At 71.0% G+C, this 19,721-nt stretch carries 18 protein-coding genes; 12 read left to right on the top strand and 6 right to left on the bottom strand.

Translation table 11 applies throughout. The features are described from left to right. Nucleotides 1–115: 115 nt before the first annotated feature. From D0Y53_RS12710 to D0Y53_RS09970, 5 genes are all read left to right on the top strand, one after another. On the top strand, nucleotides 116–667 hold the full coding sequence (locus D0Y53_RS12710; protein WP_147319053.1) for a hypothetical protein: 552 nt from the start codon (nucleotides 116–118) through the stop codon (nucleotides 665–667). A gap of 57 nt (nucleotides 668–724) precedes the next feature. Further along, a complete protein-coding gene (locus D0Y53_RS09985; protein ID WP_117203078.1) occupies nucleotides 725–1,141 on the top strand; it encodes an OsmC family protein in 417 nt (138 codons plus the stop codon). A 102-nt stretch (nucleotides 1,142–1,243) separates the two neighbouring features. Then, entirely contained in the window at nucleotides 1,244–1,585 is a 342-nt protein-coding gene (locus D0Y53_RS09980) for a YciI family protein (RefSeq protein ID WP_117203098.1), read from the top strand. 37 nt (nucleotides 1,586–1,622) lie between these two features. Beyond that, on the top strand, nucleotides 1,623–1,928 hold the full coding sequence (locus D0Y53_RS09975; protein ID WP_117203097.1) for a cupin domain-containing protein: 306 nt from the start codon (nucleotides 1,623–1,625) through the stop codon (nucleotides 1,926–1,928). Between the two features lie 98 nt (nucleotides 1,929–2,026). Next, the gene (locus tag D0Y53_RS09970) at nucleotides 2,027–2,491 is read left to right on the top strand and encodes a VOC family protein (RefSeq protein ID WP_117203077.1); all 465 of its coding nucleotides are present in this window, start codon (nucleotides 2,027–2,029) and stop codon (nucleotides 2,489–2,491) included. Nucleotides 2,492–2,833: 342 nt separating this feature from the next. On the opposite strand, the gene pip is transcribed toward D0Y53_RS09970, so the two are convergent. From pip to D0Y53_RS09950, 4 genes are all read right to left on the bottom strand, one after another. Then, the gene (gene pip / locus D0Y53_RS09965) at nucleotides 2,834–3,775 is read right to left on the bottom strand and encodes a prolyl aminopeptidase (RefSeq protein ID WP_117203076.1); all 942 of its coding nucleotides are present in this window, start codon (nucleotides 3,773–3,775) and stop codon (nucleotides 2,834–2,836) included. A 58-nt stretch (nucleotides 3,776–3,833) separates the two neighbouring features. After that, nucleotides 3,834–4,673, bottom strand: a complete 840-nt coding sequence (prmC, locus tag D0Y53_RS09960) for a peptide chain release factor N(5)-glutamine methyltransferase (protein ID WP_117203075.1) — start codon at nucleotides 4,671–4,673, stop codon at nucleotides 3,834–3,836. An 877-nt stretch (nucleotides 4,674–5,550) separates the two neighbouring features. Further along, nucleotides 5,551–8,235, bottom strand: coding sequence for a M1 family metallopeptidase (locus D0Y53_RS09955; protein ID WP_117203074.1), 2,685 nt, complete (start codon nucleotides 8,233–8,235; stop codon nucleotides 5,551–5,553). Nucleotides 8,236–8,394: 159 nt separating this feature from the next. After that, nucleotides 8,395–8,592, bottom strand: a complete 198-nt coding sequence (locus tag D0Y53_RS09950; RefSeq protein ID WP_117203073.1) for a hypothetical protein — start codon at nucleotides 8,590–8,592, stop codon at nucleotides 8,395–8,397. 211 nt (nucleotides 8,593–8,803) lie between these two features. Between D0Y53_RS09950 and D0Y53_RS09945 the strand changes: the two genes are divergently transcribed. Then, complete coding sequence (locus tag D0Y53_RS09945; RefSeq protein WP_199492040.1) at nucleotides 8,804–13,357, top strand: DEAD/DEAH box helicase; 4,554 nt, start codon at nucleotides 8,804–8,806, stop codon at nucleotides 13,355–13,357. An 87-nt stretch (nucleotides 13,358–13,444) separates the two neighbouring features. On the opposite strand, the gene ahpD is transcribed toward D0Y53_RS09945, so the two are convergent. Both ahpD and D0Y53_RS09935 read right to left on the bottom strand, forming a co-directional pair. Further along, entirely contained in the window at nucleotides 13,445–13,990 is a 546-nt protein-coding gene (ahpD, locus tag D0Y53_RS09940) for an alkylhydroperoxidase, AhpD family (protein ID WP_117203071.1), read from the bottom strand. 225 nt (nucleotides 13,991–14,215) lie between these two features. After that, nucleotides 14,216–14,752, bottom strand: coding sequence for a peroxiredoxin (locus D0Y53_RS09935; protein ID WP_117203070.1), 537 nt, complete (start codon nucleotides 14,750–14,752; stop codon nucleotides 14,216–14,218). Nucleotides 14,753–14,891: 139 nt separating this feature from the next. On the opposite strand from D0Y53_RS09935, the gene oxyR reads away from it, so the two are divergent. The 6 genes from oxyR to D0Y53_RS09905 all read left to right on the top strand — a co-directional run bounded on the left by oxyR (nucleotide 14,892) and on the right by D0Y53_RS09905 (nucleotide 19,656). Then, a complete protein-coding gene (oxyR, locus tag D0Y53_RS09930; protein ID WP_117203069.1) occupies nucleotides 14,892–15,860 on the top strand; it encodes a DNA-binding transcriptional regulator OxyR in 969 nt (322 codons plus the stop codon). A gap of 71 nt (nucleotides 15,861–15,931) precedes the next feature. After that, a complete protein-coding gene (gene rnk, locus D0Y53_RS09925; protein ID WP_117203068.1) occupies nucleotides 15,932–16,354 on the top strand; it encodes a nucleoside diphosphate kinase regulator in 423 nt (140 codons plus the stop codon). Between the two features lie 125 nt (nucleotides 16,355–16,479). Next, nucleotides 16,480–16,896 (top strand): rubrerythrin family protein, encoded by a 417-nt coding sequence (locus D0Y53_RS09920; protein WP_117203067.1) that lies wholly within the window; start codon nucleotides 16,480–16,482, stop codon nucleotides 16,894–16,896. A 100-nt stretch (nucleotides 16,897–16,996) separates the two neighbouring features. Further along, the gene (locus D0Y53_RS09915; protein WP_117203066.1) at nucleotides 16,997–18,352 is read left to right on the top strand and encodes a heterodisulfide reductase-related iron-sulfur binding cluster; all 1,356 of its coding nucleotides are present in this window, start codon (nucleotides 16,997–16,999) and stop codon (nucleotides 18,350–18,352) included. 17 nt (nucleotides 18,353–18,369) lie between these two features. Then, nucleotides 18,370–18,951: a DUF3501 family protein gene (locus D0Y53_RS09910; protein ID WP_117203065.1), complete on the top strand. Its 582-nt coding sequence runs from the start codon at nucleotides 18,370–18,372 to the stop codon at nucleotides 18,949–18,951. A 60-nt stretch (nucleotides 18,952–19,011) separates the two neighbouring features. Further along, entirely contained in the window at nucleotides 19,012–19,656 is a 645-nt protein-coding gene (locus D0Y53_RS09905; RefSeq protein ID WP_117203064.1) for a hypothetical protein, read from the top strand. Nucleotides 19,657–19,721: the final 65 nt, after the last annotated feature.

The raw sequence follows: 19,721 nt of genomic DNA, 5'->3' as shown, positions 1-19,721 counted from the left end.
AGAGCTTGCCATGTTGCCAGCTACGCGCTGCAATTCGGCTTAACTTGAGTGTTAGGTGCCAATGGCTGTTAGCAAGCGCCCGAAGAAGAAGCAGCCCACCCGCCTAGCTCGTGGCGTGAAGGCTGTCGCCCTCACGGCGGCTTTGCTCGCGGGCATCACGGCGTTCCTTACCAATCTGGACAAACTCGGTGAACTGTGGCGCAAGTACTTTGACCCCGAACCAATCGCCGCATTGCCCAGCCCGCGTAATCTGCCAAGCAATCTGTTTGGGTCAAATACCCCTGTGCGCGTTGAGTTAGTTCAAGCTGCCGACCAAGGCTCGGACGAACGCGCCTACGACCTCTACCTGGAAAACAGCGGTGCGAACGATCTTCTACTGTCCGAAGTCAGGTATGGCCCCGGAATGGCTTACGCCTCAACAGCGGACAACGCTGCAATCTCAGGCGCCGCACCGCCTACCGTGTCGTACAGCGTAGTCGCGTCTGGCAACCGCGGCACTGCCGCTCTCTCTCCGCCATATCGGCTGCGCGCCAAAGCAAATGGCAGTCTTCGGCTCGTGGTAGAAGCAGCTCCGGGGGTAGCAGTTTCCCGTGGCACAGTGGCCTTTGAGCTCTACTCAGCTGACGGCGATAGAGTTGCGTCTGTAAACAGGATGCTGGACAAGTGAGATCGGCACCTAACTATTCATTCAGGGTGTTAGGCCGCTCAGGAAGGAATTTCGCATATGGAAATTTCGGCCCACGTCCGCAACCACTCGAACCAGCACGAAGTTCGGCTTTCCACGGCCGGCGTCGAGCAGCGGCTGGCGGTGTCCGCGAAGGCCGCCGGCCCCGGCAGCTCCGTAAATGGCGGCGAGTTGCTGATGGCTGCACTGGCGACCTGCTACTGCAACGACCTCTACCGCGAGGCGGCTCGGCTCGGCATCGAAATCAGCGGCTGTGAGGTCGTCGCCAGCACGCAGTTCGATGGGGTCGGGCGTGGAGCGGAAGCGGTGGTCTACGCCGCCAAGATCGAGTCGTCCGCCCCTCCCGGGCAGATCGAGCTGCTGCTCGCAGAAACGGATCGCCTGGCGGAAGTCCACAACACGCTCAGGGCCGGTTGCCAGGTCCAGCGGGTCGCATGGCGCGAGCCCGCGGCCTGACATCCGCCCCCGCCGCCACCGCTTCGTGGCGCGGCTTGATTCAGGTGTCGGGCCACGCGCGTGTACTTCGCAACCGTCACCGATCTCCAGGGAAAGCGCACCATGGCCAAGTATCTGATCTCCTTCCCCAGCGCGGCGATGGACGTGCCCGACGGCGAGTGGGAGGCGGTGGGCCGCGACGCGCACGCCGTGATCGATCAGGCGAAGGCCGCCGGTGTTTACGTCTTCGGCGGCGGCATCGACGAAGACGTGCCGCCCGTGCTCGTCGCGGCCGACGGTTCGGTCGCCGCGGGCGGCTACCCGTGGGCGCCCCCGCTTGACGGCGGCTTCACCGTGCTCGAACTGCCCTCGCGCGAGGAGGCCGTCGCGTGGGCTGCGCGCATTGCGAAGGCCTGCCGATGCGAACAAGAATTGCGCATCTTCGGGTTCGATCCGCAGTCCTGAGGGCGGTCCTGGAATGGCGCGGTAGTGGAGTTGCATGATGGCTGTACACACAAATCTCGTCGCCCTCGCATCGTCCCTCGACGAGGCTTGGCATTCCAGGGTGGTCGGCCAGGCTGCGGGCGCCAACCTCAAGGTCGTCCGGATGGATGGCGGGGCGTACCCCAACGAATCGCATGCGTTCGACGAGGCCTTGCTGGTCCTGGAGGGGCAAATGAACCTGCAGATCGGAGCGGCGGTGACGCGTGTGGGCACCGGAGAGGTCTACATAGTGCCTGCCGGGGTGCCGCACGCCGTGGCGGAAGGAAGCCACGGCACGCTCATCATCATCGACAGTAGCGCCTGACAATTCGTCCAGGCGCCGCCACTTCGCGGCGCGGCTTAATTCCGGCGTTGGACCGTACGAAACTACTGCATCGACCCACTCACCCGAGGAGCAATGCGATGACCAGTTCCATACGTACCTGCCTCTGGTTCCGTGACGGTCGCGGGCGTGAGGCCGCAGAGTTTTACTGCGCCCTGATTCCGGGAAGCCGGGTCGAGGCGACCTTCGATATCTCCGGAGATGGCGCCGCCTGGCTGATCGACTTCACGCTGGGCGGGGTGCCGTATCAGATCCTCGATGCAGGGCCGATGTTCACCCTGTCCGAGGCGGTGTCGATTGCGGTCGAGACGGACGACCAGGCAGAGACCGACAGGCTCTGGGCAGCGCTAACCGCCAACGGCGGCGAGGAAAGCCACTGCGGCTGGCTCAAGGATCGCTACGGGGTGTCGTGGCAGGTGTTCCCGAGGCGGCTGACGGAATTGACGTTGAAGGCCGACAAGGAGGTGTCCGCCAAGGCGATCGCGGCGATGATGAAGCAAAAGAAAATCGACATCGCCGCAATCGAAGCGGCGGTTCGTGCCTGAACGTCCACGGCCTGACAATTCCTTCGAGCCGAAGCTTCGCGGCCCGGTTTGATTCGGATGTCAGGGCGCCGGGCCGCCAGGACGGAGGCAGGCGGCCGCCGCAACGCTTGGTCGTGCCCGCCCGCCGCCGCTCCTGGCTCCATCGACGGGGCAATTTGCTCTCCAGGCCGGGCGGAGCTGTCGCAGGGGTGTAAGGGCGAGGAGCGAAGAGCGAAGAGCTGAAGAGCGCCCCTCATCCGCCTTCGGCACCTTCTCCCCGCATGCGGGGAGAAGGGAAGGCCAAGCCGGGATCTCGCACGGGATGCGGGGAAGGCAGGCGGCGCGGCGTGACGCCGGCTGCGCTCAGGCGAAGCGGTCGGTCGCCGTCACCAGGGCGTGGACGTGTTCTGCTTCGAACGCGGAGTGGCCGGAGCCGGGATTGATGATGAGCTCGGACTTGGGCCAGGCCTTGTGCAGGTCCCAGGCGTTCTGGATCGGGCAGACCACGTCGTAGCGGCCGTGCACGATCACCCCGGGGATGTCGGCGATCGCGGGCGCATCGCGCAGCAGCTGGTCCTCGACCTCGAAGAAGCCGCCGTTGACGAAGTAGTGGTTCTCGATCCGCGCGAACGCCAGCGCGAACGCCGGGTCTTCGTGGCCGGTGACGAAATCCGGGTCCACGTGCAGGAAGCTGGTGGCGCCCTCCCACACCGCCCAGGCGCGCGCGGCGGCCAGGCGCGTGGCTTCGTCGTCGCTGGTCAGGCGGCGGTGGAAGGCGCTGATCAGGTCGGCGCGCTCCACCGGCGGGATCGCGGCGATGTAGTGCTCCCAGGCGTCCGGGAACAGGCGGTTGGCGCCTTCCTGGTAGAACCATTCCAGCTCCCAGCGCCGCAGCATGAAGATGCCGCGCAGCACCAGCTCGGTGACGACCTGCGGGTGTTTTTCCGCGTACGCCAGCGCCAGGGTCGAGCCCCAGCTGCCGCCGAACACCTGCCACTTGTCGATGCCGAGCCGGTTGCGCAGCGTCTCGATGTCGGCGACCAGGTGCCAGGTGGTGTTGTCGACCAGGTCCGCGTGCGGGGTGGAGCGGCCGCTGCCGCGCTGGTCGAACAGGATGATGCGGTACTTCGCCGGGTCGTGGAAGCGCCGCATCTTGGCGCTGCAGCCGCCGCCGGGGCCGCCGTGCAGCAGCACCACCGGCTTGCCGGCGGGGTTGCCGCACTGCTCGTAGTAGAGCCGGTGACGCGCGTCGACGTCGAGGATGCCGGTGTCGTAAGGCTCGATCTCGGGATAGAGCGTGTGCATGGGGAGCTCCGTGGTGCGATGGCGACAGTGTAGCGGGCTTGCCGCGTCTGCCTGGCGATCAGCCGGGCGCACCCGCCACCGGGAGGCGGCCGAGGGTGACGCGGTCGCGGGCTTCCAGGTCGCGCTCGGTGGCGATGGCGGTGAAGCCGGCGGCCTGCAGCAGCGCACGCACCGCCGCGCCCTGCTCCCAGCCGTGCTCCAGCAGCAGCCAGCCGCCCGGCAGCAGATGCGCCGGCGCGTCGCGCACGATCGTGCGGATCGCGGCGAGGCCGTCGTCGCCGCAGGACAACGCGGCCGCCGGCTCGAAGCGCAGGTCGCCCTGGGTCAGGTGCGGATCGCCGACGGCCACGTACGGCGGATTGCCGGCGATCAGGTCGCAGCGCTCGCCCGCCAGCGGCGCCAGCCAGTCGCCTTCGCGGAACTCGACATTGGCGATGCCCAGGGCGCGGGCATTGCCGCGCGCGACCGCGAGCGCGGCGGTGCTGGCATCGGTGGCGACGACCTGCGCCCGCGGGCGTTCGTGCGCCAGCGCCAGCGCGATCGCGCCGCTGCCGGTGCCCAGGTCGGCGATCCGCAGCGCGCGCGCGGGCGGCAGGCGCGCCAGCGCCAGTTCCACCAGCAATTCGGTTTCCGGGCGCGGGATCAGGGTATCGGGCGTGACCGCGAGGTCGAAGCGCCAGAAGCCGCGATGGCCGGTGAGGTAGGCGACCGGTTCGCCGGCTTCGCGGCGCGCAAGCAACGCCATGAAGTCCTCCGCAGCCGCTGCGTCGATCTCCTCGTCGCCATGCGCATACAGCCAGGAGCGCGGCCGGCCAAGTGCGTGCGCGAGCAGCAGCGCGGCGTCGGCGCCATCGATGCGGGCCGTGGCATTGCGCAATAGCTCGTCGAGACGGGGCATGCGCGCATGGTAGCGATGCGCACGGCGTGTGCGAAAAACTTCTCTCCCGGCGGGGGCCGGCACGGAACCGGAGGTTGGCTTCGGACGGAGTCGCCACCCGGCGGGCTGGGGGTGCTGCGCCCTCCTGACGACCTCCTGTCTTTAAGTCGGGTCGTAGACCATCGGTGGCCTGCGTTCGTGAGATTGGCTTCGGAGGGAGTCGCCGCCCGGCGGGCTGGGGGTGCTGCGTCCTCCTGACGATCTCCTGTCTTCAAGTCGGGGCGCAGGCCAACCCGGCCTGCAATCTGGGGATCGGCTTCGGACGGAGTCGCCGCCCGACGGGCTGGGGGTGCTGCGCCCTCCTGACGACCTCCTGTCTTCAAGTCGGGGCGTGGACCATCGGTGGCCTGCGTTCGTGAGATCGGCTTCGGACGGAGTCGCCGCCCGGCGGGCTGGGGGTGCTGCGCCCTCCTGACGACCTCCTGTCTTTAAGTCGGGTCGTGGGCCATCCATGGCCCACTCTCCGCACCCCCAGCCCGCCGGGCAGCGACTGCGCGAGGTTGGAGGTTCGTCGCTTCGGCTGGTTGTTCCCACGCACGCCGGCTCACTTGCCAAGAAGCCGGTGGCCCGGCCTGTGCGGGACCGTCGGCGGCATGGATGCCGCCGAGGAGCCTACATGGATGTATTCACGGCGTGTCCCGCACAGGCCGGGCCACCGGCTTCCCCCACGAAAGCTTCCGCACTTGAAGGGAAGTCTCACGGCGTGTCCCGCGCAGGCCGGCTTCCCCCACAGAAGCTTCCGTGCTTGGGAGAGGCACAAAAAAAGATCGCCGGCGCTGGGCCGGCGATCCTGGGCGGTGACATGCGGGCGGCGACTGGCGCACGCCCGCGGCGGCGGTCAGTGCATCGGGAACTTCAGCGGCTGACCCTTGCGCGCCTGCACCTGCGCGGCGCACATGCGGATGGCCTCGACGGTTTGCCTGAGCTGACGCGGGCCGCCTTCGACGTCCTGCATGCGTGCGGCGAACTTGTCCTGCAGCGTGCTCGCCTCGGCCTCGCTGCACATGCCGGCGGCGTACAGCTGGACCACCGCGGCCCCGGCCGGGGCAAGCTTGGCTTCGATCTCCTTGAAATGGGTGTCGGTCCAGGCGCGCAACGCCGGACGGGTGGCCCGGTCGCCGGTCTGGCCGCCGACCGCGGGGAAGATCTCGTTGCGGCGCAACAGCCCGGGCTCGAACACCAGCGCGCGCACGCGCTCGTTCAGCGCCGCATCCCTGGTGCTGCCCATCGCGCCCAGCAGCTGGCTGCGCAGCACCGCGTCCTGGCTGGCGCGGAAGTGCTTTTCCGCGGCGTCGAACGCGGCCTTGCCGCCGCTCTGCACCGCCACCGCCAGCGCGGTGCCGCGCAGGTCCTGCGCGACCGCGTCCGCATGCAGCGCGCCGTCGCCGCCCAGGCCGAGCACCGCGCGACCGGCGCGGTCCATCTGCGCGCGCACCGCCTGGTCCTTCAGGGTTTCGGCGAAGAACCCGACCAGGCTGCTGCGCAGCAGGGCATCGTCGTCCGGCTCGCCGGCCTTGGGCGTCATGCCCAGCTGCTGCAGGCGGGCGCGGTAGATGTCCGCGACCTGCGCGTGGAACGCGTCGCGCGCGGCGTCGTCGGCCAGCAGGTATTCGGCCATCCACTCGGTGCCGTACATGCCGGCAGTGACCGTCTGCCGCACCGACGCGGAGGCGAACTGCGGCAGCGCGGCCAGCAGTTGCGACGGAGTCAGGCGGCCGGCGCCGTAGGCGGCGGTGACCGAGTCGGCGTAGACCCGCTGCTCGCGCTCGTCCAGCTGCGCGAACGCGTCCGACAGCGCCGACTGCAGCTGCGGCGCCAGCGCGAAGCGGTAGTAGCCGGTGCCGTGCGCGTTGGGCATCACCCAGCTCGGGCAGCTGGTGGCCGCGGACAGTTCCATCCGGCCCTGCTTGCCGTCGAACAGCAGCTTCTGCGTGCGCACGGTGGCGCCGTCCGCATAGCGCACGGTCAGCGGAATGCCCCACAGGCCCGCGCCGCTGGCGGTCGACCCCAGCGGCAGGTAGCGCTGCTGCTCCAGCAGCAGCGCCGGCGTGGCGCCGCTGCAGTCCAGGTCGACGCGGACGAACGGCACGCCCGGCTGGTCGATGAAGCTGAAGAACGCCTTGGCCACCGCTTCGGGCGCATCGCTCTGCGCGGCCACGGCCTCGATCAGGTCGGCGCTGGTGGCGTTGCCGCGCGCGTGCGCCTGCAGGTAGTTGCGGATGCCGGTGCGGAACGGTTCGGCGCCGATGTACTGCTCGAACATGTTCAGCGTGGCGCCGCCCTTCTGGTAGGTGATGCCATCGAACGCGGACTGGATGTCGGTGAAGTCCTTGATCGGCTCGTGGATGCGGCGGGTGCTGGCGAGGCTGTCGGCGCCCATCGCGCCGAGCGCGCCCTCCAGCAGGCCGCGGTCGGTGTGCGCGTCGGGCTGCAGCTGGCCGTGGATCTTGTTGCCCATCCAGGTGGCGAAGCCTTCGTTCAGCCACAGGTCGTCCCACCACTTCATCGTGACCAGGTCGCCGAACCACTGGTGCGCGAGCTCGTGCGCGCTGACGCCCCAGAACGCCTGGCGGCGGCCGACGGCGGAGGTCTCGTCGGGGAACATCAGGCTGTCGCGGTACACGATCAGGCCGGCGTTCTCCATCGCCCCGGCCCAGAAGTCGGGCGCGGCCAGGTTGTCGAGCTTGGCGAACGGGTACGGGATGCCGAAGTAGTCCTCCAGCGCGGTCACAATCGCCGGAGTGTTGGCCAGCGAATACCGCATCCGCTCGCCCTGGCCGCTGGCGGCGATGCCGCGCAGCTTGATCGGGGTGCTGCGCTCGCCGTTGGCGGCGATGTCCGGGCCGGCGGCCACGTCCCACGGGCCGACCGCGAAGGCGATCAAATAGCTGGGCAGCGCCTGGGTCCGGGCGAACTCGACCCGCTTCATCGGCCCGTCGAGATCGGTGCTCGCCACCTCCGGCGCGTTGGCCACGGCGACGGCGGCGTCGGGCACGATCAGGGTCATGCGCCAGGGCTGCTTGAAGCTGGGCTCGTCGAAGCCCGGGAACGCGGTGCGCGCGCCCAGCGGCTCCATCTGGGTGACGACGTAGTCGCGGCCGTCGGGCTTGACCCGGTAGGCGCCCTGCAGCTCGCCGAACGGCGCGTCGTAGTCGATCGCGATCACGCCCTGGCCGGGGGCGATGGCCAGCGGCGCGGTCAGCTTGAGCACGCCGGAAACATCGACTTCCTGCGCCGTCAGCACCTGGTTGCGGCCGTTGCGCGGCATGTACACGGCGCGGGTGATGTTCAGGCCCTTGCCGTGCATCCAGATGGTGTCGGTGGCGCTGGCGACATCGACGCTGAGCTCGACATGGCCGGAAAACCGCGGCTGCGCGGGGTCGATCGTCAGCTGCAGCGCGACCTCGCTGGGCACCACGGTGCGCGGCAGCGGGCCGGTGGGAACGGTGGCCTCGGCGGCCGTGGCCAGCCCGGTGGCGGCCAGCAGGGCGGTGGTGAGCAAACAGCGGCGCGGCAGGATCATCGGATCGTCTCCCTGGGTATCCGGGGAGACTAGCGCGGCGCAGCGGTCCGCCGACCCTGACAAAAGTACCGGGCCACGGATTGCGGATGCGGCGCGCGACGGCGGTCGCAACGCCGTGCAGGCAAGGCGACGCGCCGCGCAGGCGCGCCCCGGAGCGCGTCAGCCGCCGGCCATCGACGCCTGCTGCGCGCTCGCCCGCGCGGCGTCGCCGCTGAGCAGTTCCTCCCAGACCAGTTCGACGCCGTTGCGGCGGCCTTTCTCCACCAGCTTCAGGCCGTTGGGATCGATGGTGAGGGTGTAGGCGCGGTCCTCGATCAGGATCTCGCGACGCAGGGGTTTGTCGAGGGCGGTGGTCATGGCGGGACTCCAGCGGCGGGGAAGGACGACAGGATCGTGAGGACCCGTAAGGATGAAGTGAACGCGTGGAGTGAACGCGGCGGCGGCCACGGCACGGCCGCCGGTCGCAAATCCTGCGACACCGGTCCGCCATCGTCCGGCGATGACCCCGCAGCTCCGGCTCGCCTTCGGCATTCATCCTGCCCCTGGCGGGCGGCACGATAATCCGGCGATGCCGTCGCCCGCGCCGCCGCTCGAGGACTTCCACCCCGCCGTGGCGGCATGGTTCGCGCGCGCCTTCCCGGGCGGCCCGACCCGGGCCCAGGCGCAGGCCTGGCCGGCGATCCGCTCCGGCCGCCACACCCTGGTCGCGGCGCCGACCGGCTCCGGCAAGACCCTGACCGCGTTCCTGGCGGCGATCGACGCGCTGGTGCGCGAGGGCTTGGCGCAGGGCCTGGCCGACGCCACCCGGGTGCTGTACGTCTCGCCGCTGAAGGCGCTGTCCAACGACATCCACCTCAACCTGGAGGCGCCGCTGGCCGGCATCCGCGCGGAACTGGCGCGGCTGGGTCTGCCCGATGTCGAGATCCGCACCGCGGTGCGCACCGGCGACACGCCGCAGGCCGAGCGCGCCGCATTGCGCCGCACGCCACCGCACATCCTGGTCACCACGCCCGAATCGCTGTACGTGCTGCTGGGCTCGGACTCGGGCCGGGCGATGCTGGGCAGCGTGCGCACGGTGATCGTCGACGAGATCCACGCGGTCGCCGCGAGCAAGCGCGGCAGCCACCTGGCGTTGTCGCTGGAACGGCTGGAAGCGCTGTGCGGCACGCGGCTGACGCGGATCGGCCTGTCGGCGACGCAGAAACCGATCGACGAGGTGGCGCGGTTCCTGGTGGGCGCGGGCAACCTGGTGCGTCGCGGCCTGATGGACCCTCACCCCATCCCTCTCCCACAAGTGGGAGAGGGGGAGTCGGCGCCATGCGGGAATCGTTCCGGCAACGACGCGGATTCCGGCGCATCGATGGCCGACTGCGCGATCGTGGATATCGGCTACGACCGCGCCCGCGACCTGGCGCTGGAACTGCCGCCGGTGCCGCTGCAGGCGGTGATGTCCAACGAGCAGTGGGAGCTGGTCTATGCGCGCCTGGCCGAACTGGTCGCCGCGCACCGCACCACGCTGGTGTTCGTCAACACCCGGCGCATGGCCGAACGCGCCGCGCGGCACCTGGGCGAGCGCCTGGGGAAGGAACACGTCGCCGCGCACCACGGCAGCCTGGCCAAGGAGCTGCGGCTGGACGCCGAACAGCGGCTCAAGGCCGGCACCCTGCGGGTGCTGGTGGCCACCGCCTCGCTGGAGCTGGGCATCGACATCGGCGAGGTCGACCTGGTCTGCCAGCTCGGCTCGCCGCGCTCGATCGCCGCGTTCCTGCAGCGCGTGGGCCGCTCCGGGCACAGCGTCGGCGGCGTGCCGAAAGGGCGGCTGTTCCCGTCCTCGCGCGACGACCTGGTCGAATGCGCGGCGCTGCTGGATTGCGTGCGCCGCGGCGAGCTCGATGCGCTGACCATTCCGCGCGCGCCGCTGGACGTGCTGGCGCAGCAGATCGTGGCCGAAGTCGCGTCCACGGAATGGAGCGAGGACGCGCTGTACGACTGGCTGCGCCGCGCCTGGCCGTACCGCGACCTGGCCCGCGCCGACTTCGACGCGGTGGTGCGGATGCTGGCCGACGGCTACGCCACCCGCCGCGGCCCGCGCGGCAGCTACCTGCACCGCGACGCCGTGCACGGACGCCTGCGCGGCCGCGCCGGCGGGCGCATGACCGCGGTGATGTCCGGCGGCACCATCCCCGACACCGGCGACTACGCCGTGCTGCTGGAGCCGCAGTCGATCGCGATCGGCAGCGTCAACGAGGATTTCGCGGTCGAGTCGCTGGCCGGCGACGTGTTCCAGCTCGGCAATGCCAGCTACCGGATCCTGCGGATCGAGACCGGCCGGGTGCGGGTGGAGGACGCGCAGGGCCAGCCGCCGAACATCCCCTTCTGGCTGGGCGAGGCGCCCGGCCGCAGCGACGAGCTGTCGCTGGGGGTGTCGCGGCTGCGCGAGGAAATCGCCGCGCGGCTGCCGCAGGGCGAGGACGCGGCCCTGGCCTGGCTGCTCGGCACGCTCGGCCTGGACGCTGCCGCGGCGCGCCAGCTGGTCGACTACTGCGCGCGCCAGCTGGCCGAAACCGGCGTCCTGCCGACGCAGCGGCGGATCGTGCTGGAGCGCTTTTTCGACGAATCCGGCGGCACCCAGCTGGTGATTCACACGCCTTACGGCAGCCGCCTCAACCGCGCCTGGGGGCTGGCGCTGCGCAAGCGCTTCTGCCGCAAGTTCAACTTCGAGCTGCAGGCGGCGGCGACCGAGAACGCGATCGTGCTGTCGCTGTCGACCAGCCATTCGTTCCCGCTGATCGAGGTCGCCGGCTACCTGCATGCGGCCAGCGCCGAGCACATCCTGGTGCAGGCGCTGCTGGACGCGCCGCTGTTCGGCGTGCGCTGGCGCTGGAACGCGACCACCGCGCTGGCGCTGCCGCGCTTCGTCGGCGGCCGCAAGGTCGCGCCGCAGTTGCAGCGGATGAAATCCGAGGACCTGCTGGCGACGGTGTTCCCCGACCAGGTCGCGTGCCTGGAGAACATCGTCGGCGAGCGCGAGATCCCCGAGCACCCGCTGGTCGCGCAGACGCTGGACGACTGCCTGCACGAGGCGATGGACAGCGACGGCTGGCTGGCGCTGCTGCGCCGGATCGAGACCGGCGCGGTCGAGGTCGTCGCCTGCGACCTGACCGCGCCCTCGCCGTTCGCCGCCGAGGCACTCAATGCGCGTCCTTACGCCTTCCTCGACGACGCGCCGCTGGAAGAACGACGCACCCAGGCGGTGATGAGCCGGCGCTACGCCGATGCCGGCAGCGCCGGCGACCTCGGCCGGCTCGATCCCGACGCGATCGCGCAGGTGCGCGCACAAGCCTGGCCGCAGGCGCGCACTGCCGACGAGATGCACGACGCGCTGATGGGCCTGGGCTGCGTCAGCGCGCGCGAGGCGCTCGCCCGGCCCGGCTGGGCGCAGCTGCTGCAGGCGCTGGCCGCCGATCACCGCGCCACCCGCATCGACGTCGGCGCCAGCCTGTGGTTCGCCGCCGAGCGCCTGCCGCAGGCGCAGGCGCTGTACCCGCAGGCGCGGTCGACGCCGGCGATCGCGGCGCCGGCCGAATTCGCGCAGCAATCCTGGAGCCGCGAAGCCGCACTGGTGGAACTGCTGCGCGCGCGCCTGGGCGGCCTCGGTCCGGTGGCGGCCGGCGCCCTGGCCGAGACGCTGGCGCTGCCGCAGCTGGACGTCGACCTGGCGCTGGCGCAGCTGGAGGGCGAAGGCTATGCGATGCGCGGCCGCTTCAGCGGTGGCGGCGCGGAGGAATGGTGCGAGCGCAGCCTACTGGCGCGGATCCACCGCGCCACCCTCGGCCGCCTGCGCCAGGAGATCCAGCCGGTCGCGGCGCACGAGTTCATGCGCTTCCTGTTCGACTGGCAGCGGGTGACGCGCGCAACCCGCGTCAGCGGTCCGGAAGCGCTGGCCGGGGTGCTGGCGCAGCTGGAAGGGTTCGAGGCGCCGGCCGGCGCGTGGGAAAGCGAACTGCTGCCGGCGCGGGTGTCGGACTATTCGCTGCCGTGGCTGGACGAGCTGTGCACCGCCGGCCGCATCGCCTGGACGCGCCTGCGCGGCAGTCCCGCGACCGCCGACGGCGGCAGCGGCTGCAACGCACCGGTGCGCACGACCCCGGTCGCGCTGCTGCCGCGGCGGCAGCTGGCGCTGTGGACGCGCGCGACCGCCGGCGAGCGCGCGGAGCCGCCGGCGCTGTCCAGCCGCGCGCAGAAAGTCGCCGACCACCTGCGCGCGCACGGCGCCTCGTTCTTCGACGAACTGGCCACCGGCACGCACCTGCTGCACGCCGAACTGGAGGACGCGCTGGCCGAACTGGTCGCACGCGGCCGCGTGCACTGCGACAGTTTCGCGGGATTGCGTGCGCTGCTGCTGCCGCCCTCCCGGCGGCCGTCGGCGTTCCATCGCCGCGGCCGCCGCGCGGCGCTGTCCGGGATCGAGGACGCCGGGCGCTGGACGCTGACGCCCGCCTTTTCCGCGCTCTCCGGCGACAGCGGGCCGTCTGCGGATCCGCGGCCGCAGCGGGCGCGACCGGATGCCCGCACCGGGGGCGTCCCCCAGCCGGCGACGCGCCCCGACCCTGAGGCGATCGAGCACATCGCCCGCACCCTGTTGCGCCGCTACGGCGTGGTCGGCTGGCGGTTGCTCGAGCGCGAGGCGGCCTGGCTGCCGCCGTGGCGCGAGCTGCTGCGCGTCTATCACCGGCTGGAAGCGCGCGGCGAGATCCGCGGCGGACGTTTCGTCGCCGGCCTCTCCGGCGAGCAGTTCGCCCTGCCCGAGGCGGTCGCCGCGCTGCGCCGGGTACGCAGGCAGGCGCCGGACGGCGAGCTGCTGGTGCTGTCGGCGTCCGACCCGCTCAACCTGGTCGGCACCGTGCTCCCGGGCAGCAAGGTGCCGCGCCTGGCGGGCGCGCGGGTGCTGTACCGCGACGGCCTCGCGCTGGCGGCGCTGGTCGCCGGCCAGATCGAATGGCTGGCGCCGCTGCCGCCCGACGAGGAGCGCGTCGCACGCGGCATGCTGCTGCGCGAACCGCATGCGCACGCGGCCGACGCGGCACCGAGCCCGGAAGCCCGCATCCAGGCTCGGCCTTGAGCGCGAACGCCGGCGGCGTCCGGCCCCGGGGCAATGCCCGCGGCCGCACGCTGCGGCCGCGGGCATTGCCGGCGCGCGCTGTCCCGCTTACGCCTGCGACTGCGCCCGCGTCTGTTCCAGGGTCACCGCCACCGCATGCACCACCGCGGCGATCTTGAGCGCGCTCTGCACGCCCTGCGCGCCGATGCCGTGCTCGCGGACCACGCGCTCGTGCGAGTCCATGCAGGCGCCGCAGCCGTTGATCGCCGACACCGCCAGGCAGGCCAGCTCGAAGGTGATCTTGTCCACGCCGGGGTTGGCGATGACGTTCATGCGCAGGCCGGTGCGCAGCTTGGCGTACTCGTCGTTGTGGATCAGGTGGGTGGCACGGTAGTAGACGTTGTTCATCGCCATGATCGCGGCCGCGGCGCGGGCGCCGTTCAGCTCCTCGGGCGAGAGCTGCTCGGCGGCGAAGCCCTCGAGCGCCGCCACCAGCGGCGCGTGCCGGGCGGCGATCGCGGTGGCCAGCGCGATCACGCGCAGCTGCCGGGCGTCGAGGCCGGCGGCGCCGGCTTCGCTCAGCACCGCGTCGAGGTTGAGCTTGAGGTCCTTGGCGTAATCGGGGAGCGCATTGCGCAATTCGGAAAGATTCATGTCGGACTCCTGGGTGATGGGCAAGTCGCGGCGGGATCCGCGCCCGGTTCCGCGACGATTGCCGCGGGCGGCGCCGGATCCGGGCGGACTTGCCGGGAATAAAACGAAGGCGGCCGTAGCCGCCTTCGCACCCGCGCGACCGGGGAGGGAGCGCCGGGGGGACGGCGTGTCGCGCGGAAAGGGTGCAGGCAGCGGCCGCAGCCGGATACCTGCGTGGAGCGGGCGTCAGGCCACCTTGAGCACCGCGTCGCCCTGCTTCCAGTTGCACGGGCACAGCTCGTCGGTCTGCAGCGCATCGAGCACCCGCAGCACCTCGGCCGGGTTGCGGCCGACCGAACCGTCGGTCACGTAGACGAAGCGGATCACGCCTTCCGGGTCGACCAGGAAGGTCGCGCGCTGGGCCACGCCCTCGTCGGTGAGGATGCCCAGCGCCGAGACCAGGTCCTTCCTGATGTCGGCCAGCATCGGGAACGGCAGCTCGTGCAGGTCCTTGTGGTCCTTGCGCCAGGCCAGGTGCACGAACTCGCTGTCGGTGCTGCCGGCCAGGATCTGGCAGTCGCGGTCCAGGAACTGCTGGTTGACGTCGGCGAAGCCCTTGATCTCGGTCGGGCAGACGAAGGTGAAGTCCTTGGGGTAGAAGAACACGCAGGTCCACTTGCCCGGATAGCTGGCGTTGTCGATGTCGACGAAAGCGGTATCCAGGTCGGTCGAGACGGTGGCCTTGAGCTTGAACGCGGGGAACTTGTCGCCAATGGTGAGCATGGGGGTCTCCTTGGATGGCAGGGGGGGTGGAAGGTCGAACCGGATCGGGACGATCGCGTCGATGGCGCTATTGTCGGGGCAGGTTCGCAATCCATCAAGCCAATTGTTTTGATCCTTGCGATAGTGATAAGCTATCGAAATGAATCTGCGCGACCTCCACTACCTCGTCGCCCTCGCCGAACACCGGCATTTCGGCCGCGCCGCCGCGGCCTGCTTCGTCAGCCAGCCGACGCTCTCGACCCAGATCCGCAAGCTCGAGGACGAGCTCGGGGTGGTCCTGGTGGAGCGTGCGCCACGCAAGGTGATGCTGACGTCGGCCGGGCGCGAGATCGCCGCGCGCGCGCGGCACATCGTCGATGCCGTCGAACAGTTGAAGGAAGCCGCGCGCCGCACCCAGGACCCGGAGGCCGGCAGCATCCGCCTGGGGCTGTTCCCGACGCTGGGGCCCTACCTGCTGCCGCACGCGGTGCCGCGGATCCGCGCGCGCTTCCCGCGTCTGGAACTGCTGCTGGTGGAAGAAAAGAGTCCGGAAATCCTGGCCCGGCTGCATGCGGGCAAGCTCGACGCCGGGCTGCTGGCGCTGCCGCTGCACGACGACCAGCTGCATGCCGAGTTCCTGTTCGAGGAGCCGTTCGTGCTGGCGGTGCCGCAGGGCCATGCGCTGGCCGGGCAGGACACGCTGACCCTGCGCGAGCTGGCCGACCAGCGCCTGCTGCTGCTGGAGGACGGGCATTGCCTGCGCGACCAGGCGCTGGATGTCTGCCACCTGGCCGGGGCCAGCGAGAAATCCGGGTTCCAGGCCACCAGCCTGGAGACCCTGCGGCAGATGGTCGCGGCCGAGGTCGGCGTCACCCTGCTGCCGACGCTGGCGGTCAAGCCGCCGGTGGCGCAGTCCCGCGACATCCGCCTGCTGACCTTCCGCGATTCCACCCCGAGCCGGCGGATCGCGCTGGTCTGGCGCAAGAGCTCGGCGATGGGCGGATTCCTGCGGCAGCTGGCGCAGGTGTTCCGCGACCTGCCGGGGGACCTGTTCGCCCCGCCCCCGGATTTGGCCGGCAACGCCGCCCGCAGCCGCCCCGCGGTTGATCGCGCGGCCCGCGCGGGCTAACGTTGTCGCCGATTCGCTGACTTGCGGGCGGGGCGCGCGACGCTCCGCCCGCGTTGCTTTGGAGAGCACCGATGTCCCCCGAGAACGGAAACAACCCCGCGCCCCCGCTGATTGTCTCGCGCCTGGACTGCGAGCGCATCGAAGCCCTGCTCGAGCAGGCGCACGACGCCGGTCTCGACCGCCTGCGCGAGGAGCTGGCGCGCGCGGAACTGCGCGAACCCAAGGACATGCCCGGCGACGTCATCACCATGAATTCGACCGCGCGCTTCCGCGACGAGGCCAGCGGCGAGGAGCGCGAGCTCACCCTGGTCTACCCGCGCGACGCCACCGGCGGCAGCGACCGGGTCTCGATCCTGGCGCCGGTCGGCAGCGCCCTGCTCGGCCTGCGCGTCGACCAGACGATCGAATGGCCGGTGCCGGGCGGGCGCACGATCCGCCTGCGGGTCCTGGAAGTGCGCTACCAGCCCGAAGCCGCGGGCGAGTACCACCGCTGATCCGGCATTCAGCGACGCTATCGGAACCATCGCGACAATCGATTTCATCTTTGACCGGCGCGGCGCTACGCTCGACGGGTCCCGGTCTGGTCCGGGCCTCGTCCCGCAACCCATGAGGTGACGCCATGTCCCTGAAAGGCACCCGCACCGAAGAGAACCTGAAGGCCGCCTTCGCCGGCGAGTCGCAGGCCAACCGTCGCTATCTCTACTTCGCCGCCAAGGCCGACGTGGAGGGCTACAACGACGTCGCCGCGGTGTTCCGCTCCACCGCCGAAGGCGAGACCGGCCACGCCCACGGCCACCTGGAATACCTGGAACAGACCGGCGATCCGGCCACCGGCCTGCCGTTCGGCCCGACCGGCGACAACCTCAAGTCCGCGATCGCCGGCGAGACCCACGAGTACACCGACATGTACCCGGGCATGGCCAGGACCGCGCGCGAGGAAGGCTTCGACGAGATCGCCGACTGGTTCGAGACCCTGGCCAAGGCCGAGCGCTCGCACGCCAACCGCTTCACCAAGGCGCTGGGCGAACTGGCCTGAGCGCCGCCGCGATGCGCCCCGCATCGCGCCCTGCCGACGCTGCGCCGCCGTGTCACGACGGCGGCGCGGCGCTCCCGCAACCGTGCCCGGGGGTGGAGCGATGAACGAAGCCGGCGACCAGGACCGCGCCACGCCGCGCGAAGGCAACCTCGAGGCACCGACCCGGCACCCGCTGGACTGGACCCGCGACGCCTTCTGGGACCAGGCCGGGCTGGATGCCGAGCTTGAGCGCGTGTTCGCAATCTGCCACGGCTGCCGCCGCTGCGTCAGCCTGTGCCACGCGTTCCCGACCCTGTTCGACCTGATCGACGAGTCGGCGACGATGGAAGTCGACGGCGTCGCCAAGGCCGACTACGGCAAGGTCGTCGAGCAGTGCTACCTGTGCGACCTGTGCTACCAGACCAAGTGTCCGTACGTGCCGCCGCACCCGTGGAACGTGGATTTCCCGCACCTGATGCTGCGGGCCAAGGCGGTGCATTTCCGCGAGCACGGCGCGCCGCTGGGAGCGAAGGTGCTGGCCAGCACCACCACGGTCGGCAAGCTGGCCTCGATTCCGGTGGTGGTGGAGGCGGTCAACTGGGGCAACCGCCAGCCGGCGCTGCGCAAGGCGATGGAAGGTGCGCTCGGCGTGCACCGCGACGCGCAGGTGCCCGAGTACCACGCCGACACCGCCAAGCGCCGGCTGCGCGAGGACGACAGCGGGCAAGCGGCGATCGCCGCCGGGCCGACCAGCGGCAAGGTCGCGATCTTCAGCACCTGCTACGGCAACCACAACCGCCCGCAGATGGTCGAGGACCTGGCCGCGGTGCTGCGCCACAACGGCATCGCGGTCAAGCTGGTGCAGCGCGAGCAGTGCTGCGGCATGCCGCGGCTGGAGCTGGGCGACCTCGACACCGTGGCCCGCTACAAGCAGCGCAACCTGCCGCTGCTGCTGGCAGCGGTCGAGGACGGCTGGGACCTGATCGCGCCGATCCCCTCGTGCGTGCTGATGTTCAAGCAGGAATTGCCGCTGATGTTCCCGGACGATGCCGACGTGCAACGGGTCAAGCGCGCATTCTTCGATCCGTTCGACTACCTGATGCATCGGCATCGCGCCGGCCTGCTGAAGACCGACTTCGCGCAGCCGCTGGGCACCGTCGCGCTGCACGCGCCCTGCCACCAGCGGGTGCAGAACATCGGCCCGCGCACCAGGCAGATCCTCGAACTGATCCCCGGGACCACGGTCGCCGCGATCGAACGCTGTTCCGGCCACGACGGCACCTACGGCGTCAAGAAGGCCACCTACGAGCGCGCGCGCAAGATCGCCAAGCCGGTGGAAACCCGCGTCGCCCAGGCCGGCGCCGCGCACTTCGCCAGCGACTGCCCGATGGCGGCCGCGCACATCGCCCACGGCCTGGTCGACGGCACCGCCCCCGACCACCCGCTGTCGCTGCTGCGGCGCGCCTACGGCATCTGACCCGGACGACCCCAGGCATGCACAAGCTCAGCCGCGACGACCTGCTGTCACTGGAACGCTACGCCGCGCAGCGCGGCGAATTCCGCGCCCGCGCCATCGCCCATAAGCGCGCCCGCACCCTGTCCCTGGGTACGCACGCGACGCTGCTGTTCGAGGACCGGCTGACGGTGCAATACCAGGTGCAGGAGATGCTGCGGGTGGAACGCATCTTCGAGGCCGCCGGCATCGAGGAGGAGCTCGCGGCCTACAACCCGCTGATCCCCGACGGCCGCAACCTCAAGGCGACCTTGCTGCTGGAATACGCCGACGAGGCCGAGCGCCGGCGCGCGCTGGCCGGCCTCGGCGGAATCGAGCACCGCCTGTTCGCGCAAGTCGACGGCTTCGACCCGATTCCGGTGCGGGCCGACGAGGACCTGGACCGCAGCACCGACGCCAAGACCTCGGCGGTGCACTTCCTGCGCTTCGAATTCGCCGACGCCGCGATCGCCGCCCTGCGCGGCGGCGCCGCGCTGGCGTTCGGGATCGACGACCCGCGCATGCCGCTGCGCGCGACGGTCGGCGAGCCGCTGCGCGGCGCCCTGCTCGCCGACTTCGACTGACCGCTGGGCGCGCGCGGCGCGCGGCGGCATACTGCGCGCGGTTCCGCACGACGCTCGCGCATGCACTTGCGTTCCTGGTGGTCGATCGCGCTGGTCGCGGCCGCGATCGGCTGGTGGTACTCGCCGCTGTCGCCGCGCGCGCCGACGGTCGCGGCCCTGGCGCCCGGCGCCGACCCGCACTGCCCGCCGCCGCCGCGGGTGACCGGCGGCCAGCCGCCATTGCAGAGCGCGGTTCCGGCCGCGCTGCAGCCGTTCCGGCTGGCGGTCGCGCAACTGCAGCCGCTGGCCGGTTTCAGCGTCGAGGCGCGGGTGCTGTCGCGCAAGGATTACCGCCGCGGCCGCGAGGCGGAGCTGTCGCCGACCGACCTGGCGCTGGGCTGGGGGGCGATGGCCGCCGACGGCCTGGCGCAGCGGCTGGACGTGACCCAGTCCGGGCGCTGGTACCACTACCGATGGAGCGGCGCGCCGCCGTTGCCGCCGCGCGAGATCGCCCGCTCCAGCGCCAACATGCACCTGATTCCGGCCGGCGCGGCGGCCGCGGCCGCGCTGCGCGCGGTCCGCGCCGGCGAGCGCGTGCGCATCGACGGCTGGCTGGTCCAGGCCGAGGCGCCCGACGGCTGGCGCTGGCGCAGCTCGCTCAGCCGCGAGGACACCGGTGCCGGCGCCTGCGAGCTGGTCTACGTCTGCACGATCAGCCGGCAATGAAGGGTCGCGTCGCGAGCCGCCGTGCGCGGGTGCGGGCGCCCCGCTCGCCGGACACGGCCGCGTCG

This window comes from Cognatiluteimonas weifangensis (assembly GCF_003416885.1).
Taxonomy (GTDB): domain Bacteria; phylum Pseudomonadota; class Gammaproteobacteria; order Xanthomonadales; family Xanthomonadaceae; genus Cognatiluteimonas; species Cognatiluteimonas weifangensis.
The sequence above is the reverse complement of the archived record's forward strand: the minus strand, read 5'-3'. Positions and strand labels throughout refer to the sequence as shown.

Coding starts and splice junctions, on each gene's coding strand:
- D0Y53_RS09955 (WP_117203074.1), bottom strand. CDS start 8,235: ATGATCCTGCCGCGCCGCTGTTTGCTCACCACCGCCCTGCTGGCCGCC.
- ahpD (WP_117203071.1), bottom strand. CDS start 13,990: ATGAATCTTTCCGAATTGCGCAATGCGCTCCCCGATTACGCCAAGGAC.
- D0Y53_RS09910 (WP_117203065.1), top strand. CDS start 18,370: ATGCACAAGCTCAGCCGCGACGACCTGCTGTCACTGGAACGCTACGCC.
- D0Y53_RS09905 (WP_117203064.1), top strand. CDS start 19,012: ATGCACTTGCGTTCCTGGTGGTCGATCGCGCTGGTCGCGGCCGCGATC.
- pip (WP_117203076.1), bottom strand. CDS start 3,775: ATGCACACGCTCTATCCCGAGATCGAGCCTTACGACACCGGCATCCTC.
- D0Y53_RS09985 (WP_117203078.1), top strand. CDS start 725: ATGGAAATTTCGGCCCACGTCCGCAACCACTCGAACCAGCACGAAGTT.
- D0Y53_RS09915 (WP_117203066.1), top strand. CDS start 16,997: ATGAACGAAGCCGGCGACCAGGACCGCGCCACGCCGCGCGAAGGCAAC.
- rnk (WP_117203068.1), top strand. CDS start 15,932: ATGTCCCCCGAGAACGGAAACAACCCCGCGCCCCCGCTGATTGTCTCG.
- D0Y53_RS09970 (WP_117203077.1), top strand. CDS start 2,027: ATGACCAGTTCCATACGTACCTGCCTCTGGTTCCGTGACGGTCGCGGG.
- D0Y53_RS09935 (WP_117203070.1), bottom strand. CDS start 14,752: ATGCTCACCATTGGCGACAAGTTCCCCGCGTTCAAGCTCAAGGCCACC.
- D0Y53_RS09945 (WP_199492040.1), top strand. CDS start 8,804: ATGCCGTCGCCCGCGCCGCCGCTCGAGGACTTCCACCCCGCCGTGGCG.
- prmC (WP_117203075.1), bottom strand. CDS start 4,673: ATGCCCCGTCTCGACGAGCTATTGCGCAATGCCACGGCCCGCATCGAT.
- D0Y53_RS09975 (WP_117203097.1), top strand. CDS start 1,623: ATGGCTGTACACACAAATCTCGTCGCCCTCGCATCGTCCCTCGACGAG.
- D0Y53_RS09980 (WP_117203098.1), top strand. CDS start 1,244: ATGGCCAAGTATCTGATCTCCTTCCCCAGCGCGGCGATGGACGTGCCC.
- D0Y53_RS09950 (WP_117203073.1), bottom strand. CDS start 8,592: ATGACCACCGCCCTCGACAAACCCCTGCGTCGCGAGATCCTGATCGAG.
- oxyR (WP_117203069.1), top strand. CDS start 14,892: ATGAATCTGCGCGACCTCCACTACCTCGTCGCCCTCGCCGAACACCGG.
- D0Y53_RS09920 (WP_117203067.1), top strand. CDS start 16,480: ATGTCCCTGAAAGGCACCCGCACCGAAGAGAACCTGAAGGCCGCCTTC.